At 62.6% G+C, this 4509-nt stretch carries 5 protein-coding genes and 1 tRNA gene; all 6 read right to left on the minus strand.

Translation table 11 applies throughout. From position 1 onward, the window contains the following. The coding region (locus EPO09_RS00190) for a diguanylate cyclase (protein ID WP_290639001.1) at window positions 1-1187 on the minus strand (1187 nt) is incomplete at its 3' end. Window positions 1188-1334: 147 nt separating this feature from the next. After that, window positions 1335-1409: transfer RNA gene (locus tag EPO09_RS00195), tRNA-Arg, on the minus strand. Between the two features lie 19 nt (window positions 1410-1428). Beyond that, window positions 1429-2073, minus strand: coding sequence for an urease accessory protein UreG (ureG, locus tag EPO09_RS00200; protein WP_290639003.1), 645 nt, complete (start codon window positions 2071-2073; stop codon window positions 1429-1431). Continuing rightward, window positions 2070-2825 (minus strand): urease accessory protein UreF, encoded by a 756-nt coding sequence (locus EPO09_RS00205; protein ID WP_290639005.1) that lies wholly within the window; start codon window positions 2823-2825, stop codon window positions 2070-2072. Before EPO09_RS00205 ends, ureG begins: the two co-directional genes overlap by 4 nt. Window positions 2826-2833: 8 nt before the next feature. Next, window positions 2834-3547 carry an urease accessory protein UreE gene (ureE, locus tag EPO09_RS00210; RefSeq protein WP_290639007.1) on the minus strand — a complete coding sequence of 238 codons (714 nt, stop codon included), beginning with the start codon at window positions 3545-3547 and terminating at the stop codon, window positions 2834-2836. A 36-nt stretch (window positions 3548-3583) separates the two neighbouring features. Next, window positions 3584-4509: urease subunit alpha (locus tag EPO09_RS00215; RefSeq protein ID WP_290639009.1), on the minus strand; the 926-nt coding region annotated here is incomplete at its 5' end.

The following is a 4509-nucleotide window of genomic DNA, read 5'->3' on the forward strand; positions in this document are numbered from 1 at the left end:
GTGAGGGCTGCCTGTTCGGATGGCTTGTAGGGCTGCACACGGCCCCGGCCAGCTCGTTTGGCAGAGTACAAGGCCATATCTGCCTCCTCGACCAGGGTTTCTGCACTGCAGCAGTCCAAGCCCGGAAGCTGGGCCGATACGCCAATGCTGCAACTGAGCAATACCGAGTGGTCGTCCTGGCTGATGTAGGTTTGCTTGATCTTGTCGAGCATGGCCTGCGCCACCTTCAATGCACCAGCCTCATCTGTATTGGGCATCAGCACGACGAACTCCTCGCCGCCGAAACGGGCCACCATGTCAACAGGGCGACGCAGAACAGAGGACAGCCCTCTGGCCGCAGCTTGAAGGCAGATATCGCCAAAGGGGTGGCCGTGGTTGTCGTTGATGTGCTTGAAATAATCCAGATCGACCATGGCGATGGCAAGCGGCTCCTGACGGCGACGGGCGTCTCGCCAAGCCACACCGAGTGACTCCTGGAACTTCAGTCGGTTGGGGATTTGCGTGAGGGCGTCCGTGCGGCTGAGCGTTTCCAGCTCCAGTGCCCTTTGCTCCAGCAAGGCTTGCGAGTGCTGGCGAGCCCAGTACTCACGGCCCACCAGCCTGGAAATGCTCAGCGAGTAGGCGAAAAAGACGGCAATCAAGGCCGAGATGGCGAGGTTGACCGAGCCGCCCTGAGGCAACACGGCCAACAAGGTGGGGCCCAATGTGCCCAGGGGGTACAGCAAAGGCAATACGGCATCTATGGACACGATCACCGTGCCGCCCGCAGTGATGCCGACCGTGCTCATCAGGATCAGCCAGCGCAGGTTTTCTGCATCTGGCGCCACCAGCACGATGGCGCACAAGGTGCCCCAGTACGTGTTGTAGGCCAGAGATTGCGCGCGAAAGATGAGCTGGGTGCGCTGGAAGTTGTGCTCCAGCCGCTCCTTGAGCCCCCGGTTGTAGCCCAGGCGCAAGCCGGCGCCCAAAAGCAGCATCAGGCCGTTGATCAGCGCAAAGTAGGGGTGCCGTGCAACGTAGTGGTCCGCCTGCATCAGCACGGCCCAGATGGCCGAGTAAAGCAGCACGCCCTTTCGCATTCGCTGGGCGGCGTCCAGGACACATTGCTTTTGCAAGGAGGGCGACACATGCGTGCCGGCATGCAGCACATCGGTGTCGTCGGATGTTGAGGTGGTGTAGGCGACCATATGGACCTTGACTCGAAATGCGTCAGGCCACATCCGAAAGCCTCGACGTCTGAGTCGTTTTCGGATCCTGGTGTTCGAACTTGAGGAGAACGCGCTCATTTCTGCGCGTTTCAAGCCATGTCATTCAACTGCATCAGGGCGATGCAGTGGTCCCGCCGACAGGAATCGAACCTGTATTTGCCGCTTAGGAGGCGGCCGTTCTATCCATTGAACTACGGCGAGATCAAGGACGAAGGCGGCATTATGCCTTGAGCATGCCCTTGGTTTCGATGAAGCCAATCACGTCAGCCAGGCCCTGTTGCGTCTTGAGGTTGGTCATCACGAAGGGGCGAGTAGGCCTCATGCGCTTGGTGTCGGCCTCCATGATCTCCAGATTGGCGCCCACGTAGGGTGCCAGATCCGTCTTGTTGATGACGAAGAGGTCGCTCTTGGTGATGCCGGGGCCGCCCTTGCGTGGGATCTTTTCACCGGCGGCCACGTCGATCACGTAGATGGTGAGGTCGCTGAGCTCAGGGCTGAAGGTGGCAGCGAGGTTGTCGCCGCCGGATTCGATGAAGACGATGTCGGCATTGGGGTACTTCGTCAGCATGCGGTCCACGGCTTCCAGGTTGATGGAGGCGTCTTCGCGGATGGCGGTGTGCGGGCAGCCACCGGTTTCCACACCCATGATGCGGTTGGGATCCAGGGCGCCGGCTACCGTCAGCAGGCGCTGATCTTCCTTGGTGTAGATGTCATTGGTGATGACGACCAGGTCGTACTGCTCGCGCATGGTCTTGCACAGCATTTCCAGCAAGGTGGTTTTGCCGGAGCCAACGGGGCCACCGACGCCTACGCGCAGGGGAGGAAGCTTCTTGGTGCGGCCAGGGATGTTGTGCAGATTGCTCATGATCGGAACAGGCGTGAGTATTGGGTTTCGTGCTGGGCGCTGAGGATGGCCAGCATGGGGGTGAAGGCCTGCCGTTGAGAGTCGGGCAGGCTCATGGCGTGGTCGATGGCGGCCGGGATCTGGTCGATCAGGCTTTGCAGGATGCGTTGGCCAGCGCTTTGACCAAGCGGCACCACCTTGATGGCGGCCTGGGCCATGTTTTCGGCCCAGCCGAAGGTGAAGCTCAGCAAGGCTTCTTTGATGGTTTCTGCGTTGCCGCGCGGGCCGGGCGCAGGCAGGCAGTGGGCCACGGCCAGGGCGAAGGCGATGGGCCAGGTGGGCGTGGGGGCGAGGGCGGCACATTGGGCCAGTCGCTCGTCGCTCACGTGCACGGTGGCAGCGCCTGTGCGGTTGCGCAGCCATTCCACGAGTGAGCGGCCCATCTGCTCGGTCTGCAGGCGAAGCTCGCTGGTTTCACGTGTTTGCGTGACCCAGTTGTTCAACTCATGGAGACGGGCCAGATCGCCACGCTGCCAGGCGGGGATGGCGCGACCCACCACGGCCAGATCGGCGCGGGCCACGCTCAGGTGCAGTTGATCCACCAACCAGGCTGCGGCCTGATGCTCGTTGGTGACACGGCCCGATTCGACGGCGGCCTCCAGCCCTTCGGAGTAGCTGAACCCACCAACCGGCAGGGCCGGGGACGCCAGCCACATCAATTGCAGGCGGGCAGCGGGGCTCAGTGCTTCACTGCGGGGTACAACGCGCGGCATGAGTCAGGTCAATGATGATGACCGTGGTCGTCATCGTGATCGTGGTTGCAGCCCGGGCCATGGACATGCGGCGTGGCCGGAGCCGACTTGATGGCAATGCCGATGGGCTTGCCGCGCACTGGCGCTGGAGCCTGAACCGGCGTAGCTGGCGCGGATGTGGCTGCATGTGCATGGCCATGGTTGCAGGATGGCCCGTGCACGTGGCCTGGTTCGCCGTGAGCGGGGTTGGCATGGGCATGTTCATGTCCATGACCATGCGCGTGGCCACCTGCCGAATAGGCGCCACCTTCTGGCTCGAACGCCGCCGTTGTCTCTTTGACCGTCAAGTGCATGGCGCGCAGCATGTCGGCCAGCACATGATCGGGTTCGATCTTGAGGTGATCAGGCTGCAACTCGATCTGAACGTGGCGATTGCCCAGATGGTAGGCCGCACGCACCAGATCGAAGGGCGAGCCATGCTCGGTGCATGGGGTGATGACCAGCACAGGCTGAGGCGCGGCCAGCACGCGAATCATCGAGCCGTCTTCGGCCACCAGCACGTCTCCACCGCGCACGGCAGTGCCGCGCGGCAGGAACACGCCCAAGGCGCGGCCCGTGCTGTCGGTGGCATCAAATCGGCTTTTTTGGCGCACGTCCCAGTCCAGTTCGACGGATGCAGCGCGCTTGAGCAGCACGGCGGCCAGGCCCTGGCCTTGGGGAAGAAGCTTGTTGACGGTCAGCATGGGCAAAGCGATTCCTGTTGAGGCTGCCAGTGTCCTTCAAAACAGGAAGTAGCGCTGCGCCATGGGCAGGGACGTCGCGGGCTCGCAAGTCAGCAACTGACCGTCAGCCCGCACCTGATAGGTCTGGGCGTCAATCTCCATGACGGGCATGTAGGCGTTGTGCACCATGTCGGTCTTCTTGACGGTACGGCAACCCTTCACGCCAACGATCTGCTTCTTCAAGCCGTATTGCTGGTGGAGCCCGGCGCTGATGGCAGCCTGGCTCATGAAGGTCAGTGAGCTGCGGCTCAGTGCGCCACCAAAAGCGCCAAACATCGGGCGGTAGTGCACGGGTTGGGGCGTGGGGATGGAGGCGTTGGGATCGCCCATGGCCGCCGCCGCAATGAAGCCGCCCTTGAGGATCAGGCTGGGCTTGACGCCAAAGAAGCCGGGCTTCCACAGCACCAGATCGGCCCACTTGCCTTCTTCGATGCTGCCCACCTCATGCGCCACGCCGTGGGCCAGTGCCGGGTTGATCGTGTACTTGGCCACGTAGCGCTTGACGCGTGCGTTGTCGTGGCGGTCGGTGTCGCCCGGCAGCTTGCCGCGCTGCGCCTTCATCTTGTGAGCAGTCTGCCAGGTGCGCATGATGACTTCGCCCACACGGCCCATGGCCTGTGAGTCGGAGCTGAACATGCTGATGGCGCCCAGGTCATGCAGGATGTCTTCTGCAGCGATGGTTTCGCGGCGGATGCGGCTCTCGGCAAAGGCCAGGTCTTCGGCAATGGACGCGTCCAGGTGGTGGCAGACCATGAGCATGTCGAGGTGCTCGTCGATCGTGTTGACCGTGAAGGGCCGCGTCGGGTTGGTGGACGACGGCAGCACATTGAGCTCGCCCACCACCTTCATGATGTCAGGCGCGTGACCGCCACCAGCACCTTCGGTGTGGAAGCTGTGGATGGTGCGGCCCTTGAAGGCCGCCA

Source organism: Aquabacterium sp. (assembly GCF_004297345.1).
GTDB lineage: Bacteria > Pseudomonadota > Gammaproteobacteria > Burkholderiales > Burkholderiaceae_C > Aquabacterium.